This is a genomic window from Sphingorhabdus sp. (genome assembly GCF_044357595.1).
GTDB lineage: Bacteria > Pseudomonadota > Alphaproteobacteria > Sphingomonadales > Sphingomonadaceae > Sphingorhabdus_B.
The window spans coordinates 1-3,985 of sequence record NZ_JBIKPH010000171.1 but is presented as its reverse complement, the minus strand read 5'-3'; the positions used below and the strand labels follow the sequence as shown (position 1 = coordinate 3,985).

Sequence of the window (3,985 nt, the reverse complement as noted above, 5' to 3'; positions counted from 1 at the left end):
CGGCGATCGACGTCCGCCCAGTGCGCGATGTTCAGTTCCATCCGCGCGATAGCTGCGGTGGGATATTTCTCCCACACAAGATCGCGCAAGGGCGATGTGCCATCGTCAGGGCACAGGTCGAATACCAAGTCTTCGAGCCCGGGATTGTGCCCGACCATCAGCAGGTTTTTATGTTCGTCGGCCTGATCGCGCAGCACATCCATTAATGTCGCGGAGGACGCTAGATAAATCCGGCGGTCCCAGTTTGGATCCACCTGCGCGCTCGCTCCCTTAACGAACTCGTCAATCGTTTCAATCACCCGTACGGCTGGACTAGCAACCACATGATCGAAGGTCAGGTCATTGCGTTTTACCCAAATGCCCATCGTCAAGGCCGCCTTTTCGCCGCGTTTGTTTAGCGGGCGGTCGAAATCGCGCGGTACGGCGTCATCCCAACTCGACTTTGCGTGGCGAAACAAGGTGAGGGTCAATGTCAAATCGGGTTGCTCTCTTCCAACTGGTTCCCCACCTCCTGCCGCAAATTTGTGTCAGACGAAAGTCCAGATTTTACGGAACGGACGGCTTCTTCCAAGGTGACGCGGCGAATGGGCGTGCCGGGCGGGAAAGCAGACAAAAGCCGGCTAGGCACTGCCGATGACAAAAGCACGAAATGCCCCTTGTCACCGGCGCTGCGAATGAGGCGGCCAAAGGCCTGCGCCATTTTTGCGCGGATAATCCGATCATCAAAATCAATACCGCCATTTTTCAGCCGGCGGGCGCGGTGCAATATGTCGGGGCGGGGCCACGGAATTTGCTCCATGACAACCAACCGCAGCGAATGGCCCGGAACGTCCACCCCGTCGCGCAGTGCATCGGTTCCAAGCAAGCTAGCATGCGGATCATCGCGGAAAATATCGACGAGTGTCCCAGTGTCTATGGGGTCGACATGCTGGGCATAGAGCGGCAAGCCATTACGCGCCAAGCGGTCCGCGATACGGGCATAAGTTGAACGCAACCGCCGTATGGCTGTAAACAGGCCAAGCACACCGCCGCCTGACGCAGTGATCAACGCGGCATAGGCACCGGCCAAGGCGGCAGGGTCGCCCTTTTTGACATCGGTGACGATCAGCACCTCCGCCTGCGCGGTGTAATCAAACGGGCTGATGGCGGAGAAATGCGTGGCTGGCTTTTCAAGATGTGCAGCGCCCGTCCGCGCTTCCGCATTTTTCCAGTCGCCGCCACTGCGCAAGGTGGCCGATGTTGCGAGCACGCCATGGCTTGGCTTAAGGACGATTTCGGCCACGGGTTTCATGGGGTCAAGCCAGCGGCGGTGCATGCCGATGTCGATTTCGCGTCCTTCAAATCGTTCAATGCCAAGCCAGTCGACATATTCGGGGTCAACCGGGCCAACGGCGCGGGCCAACATGGATATCCATGCACGCAATGTGTCAATGCGCCAGCTCAGGCTTGCCGTTGCCCCCTCAACGCGCGCGCGAGCGCTGCCATCAAGCCAATCGGGCGGATCGGCTATCATCGCCTCCAACCGCTGCCCAAGCACCGTCAGTGGCCTTGCCAGAGCCTCCAGCGCGATGGCAGCATCTGCCGCCGCGTCGACAACGCCAGCGTCTGGGTCAGCAAGTTCCGTTTCCAGGCCATAGCCGCTTTCGGTGGCGTTGGTTTCATCGCGGGCAAATACCATCGCGCGAATCGCGGCAAGCAAGCGCTCCACAGGGCCAGACGGTGTGCCTTCACCCAAGCGGGCAAGCCAGCCTTCGCCGGGCAAGGCTTCGGCAGCGACGCGCGCCATCTCAATGGCAAGGCCGCCTTCTTCATCATAAGATGCCACATCGGCCAAGCGCGCGGAAAGCCCGCGCCGCCGTCCCCGTGCTTTGCCTTCGGGGCCAATGACCCAGCGGCGCAGCTCAATGGTCTCTTGCCCTGTCAGCGCGGCGGCGAACATGGAATCTGCGGCATCAAACAAATGATGGCCTTCATCAAAGATGATGCGGCTTGGCCGGTTTTGTTCGTCACGGCCACGCGCGGCGTTGACCATCATCAGCGCGTGATTGGCAATGACAATCTCGGCCTGAACCGATGCACGCGTGGCGCGTTCAATGAAGCATTTTTTATAATGTGGGCATCCGGCATAAATGCATTCGCCCCGCCGGTCGGTCAAAGCGGTCGAGCCATTGCGCCGGAACAAGGTCGGCAGCCAACCGGGCAGATCGCCGCCAATCATGTCGCCATCATGCGAATAAGCGGCCCAGCGCGCCACCAGATGCGCAAGGATTGCCGTACGTCCGGCAAAGCCGCCTTGCAACGCGTCCTCCAAGTTCAGCAGGCACAGATAATTTTCGCGCCCCTTGCGCACCACAACCTTGGATTTGAATGTCTCATGGTCGGGGTAAAGGCGCTTTGCCTCACGCACCAACTGCCGCTGGAGCGCTTTGGTAAAGGTGGAAATCCAGACCGTTCCGTCGGCGGCGGTCGCCCAAAGGCTTGCGGGCGCCAGATAGCCAAGCGTCTTGCCAATGCCTGTGCCAGCCTCAGCCAGCAGCATATTGGGTTCGCCCTTGCGCGTACGCGGCGCGAAAATTTGCGCTGCTGCTTGCGCAAAATCCCTTTGCCCTTGGCGCGTTTCGGCAGAACCGCCGACCAGCGACGCGAGCCTTTCCTGCACGGCGTCAGCCGCAAGCGTTACCACGCGGGGCGGCGTGCGGGGCGGGGCTTCTTCCCATTCGGGCAAGCGGCTGAACAGCCAGCGTTCGGGGCGCTCGGGCTTTTTAAGCTGCGCCAATACCAGATTTGCCCACGGCCAGCGCAGCCGCATCAGCGCTTGCGCTGAATCCCAAGCGCCTTCGCGTTCGGCCCATGCGGTATCGCCCAGCACCGATAGCAATGCCCGCGTCGCCACAAGCAGGAACGGCGGAACCTCCTGATCGGTTGCCGGTGCAGTCAAGCCCAAGGCTTTGGCCAAACCTTTGGGTGTGGGCACAGCAAACCGTGCGGGATATATAAAAGCGTATAACTCCAAAACGTCGAGGCCCGACAAATCAGCATAGCCAAGCCGTTGCGCAACCAAGGGCGCATTCAGCATGATCATTGGCGTTTCTGCCGCACGACCGGCTGCCCCGCCCTTGCCAATTGTTTTTACAGGCCCGTCACTGGTGCCCATCCAAATACCGGCATGGCTTGCATGGAGCGCAGGAAAGGCTAGGGGAGTTTCCATTAGCCCTGATAGGCGTATTTGGAACGAAAGAGCAACACGTGACTGACCTTCGCGATATAGCAATGGCATCAAAAGCCTGGCCTTATGAAGAGGCGCGGCGTTTGTTGAAACGCTATCCCAATGGCAAAGCCGATGGTCAGGCGATTATTTTCGAATGTGGCTATGGTCCATCCGGCCTGCCGCACATCGGAACTTTCAATGAAGTGCTGCGTACGACGATGGTGCGCAACGCATTTCAGGCATTGTCCGATGCAACGACACGCTTGATCGAATTTTCGGACGATATGGACGGCCTGCGCAAGGTTCCGGACAATGTGCCGAACCATGCGATGCTCACCGAACATTTGGGCAAGCCCTTGTCGCGTACCCCTGATCCGTTTGAAAAGTTTGAAAGCTTCGCTGCGCATAACAATGCGATGCTGCGCGACTTTCTGGATCAGTTCGGTTTTGAATATGAATTCATCTCATCCTCGTCGCAATATGAAAGCGGGGCGTTTGATGACGCGTTGAAAAATGTGCTGCGCAATTATCAGGGCATATTGGACATCATGCTGCCGACCTTGCGCAAAGAACGCGCCGCCACCTATTCGCCTATTTTACCCATCAGCGAAAAGACCGGCATTGTGCTTCAGGTGCCCGTCGAAGTCGTGGATGCCGAAGCCGGGCTTGTCCGCTTTGACGACGATGGCGACATGGTGACGCAGTCGGTCTTGGGCGGCAAGTCAAAGCTGCAGTGGAAGGTCGATTGGGCGATGCGCTGGGTCGCATTGGGCGTCG

The 3,985-nt window shown here is 58.9% G+C and carries 2 protein-coding genes and 1 pseudogene; 1 reads left to right on the top strand and 2 read right to left on the bottom strand.

The window, feature by feature from the left end; all coding sequences use genetic code 11:
• Both ACIQ2T_RS12290 and ACIQ2T_RS12285 read right to left on the bottom strand, forming a co-directional pair.
• A partial coding sequence (locus tag ACIQ2T_RS12290) for a SixA phosphatase family protein (protein ID WP_397591063.1) occupies positions 1 to 476 on the bottom strand: 476 nt, incomplete at its 3' end.
• Positions 473 to 3,208 (bottom strand): ATP-dependent DNA helicase, encoded by a 2,736-nt coding sequence (locus tag ACIQ2T_RS12285; protein ID WP_397591062.1) that lies wholly within the window; start codon positions 3,206 to 3,208, stop codon positions 473 to 475. The genes ACIQ2T_RS12285 and ACIQ2T_RS12290, both read right to left, overlap by 4 nt.
• A 62-nt stretch (positions 3,209 to 3,270) precedes the next feature.
• Here ACIQ2T_RS12285 and lysK point away from each other — a divergent pair.
• Positions 3,271 to 3,985, top strand: a pseudogene (lysK, locus tag ACIQ2T_RS12280) (lysine--tRNA ligase); the annotation flags it as partial.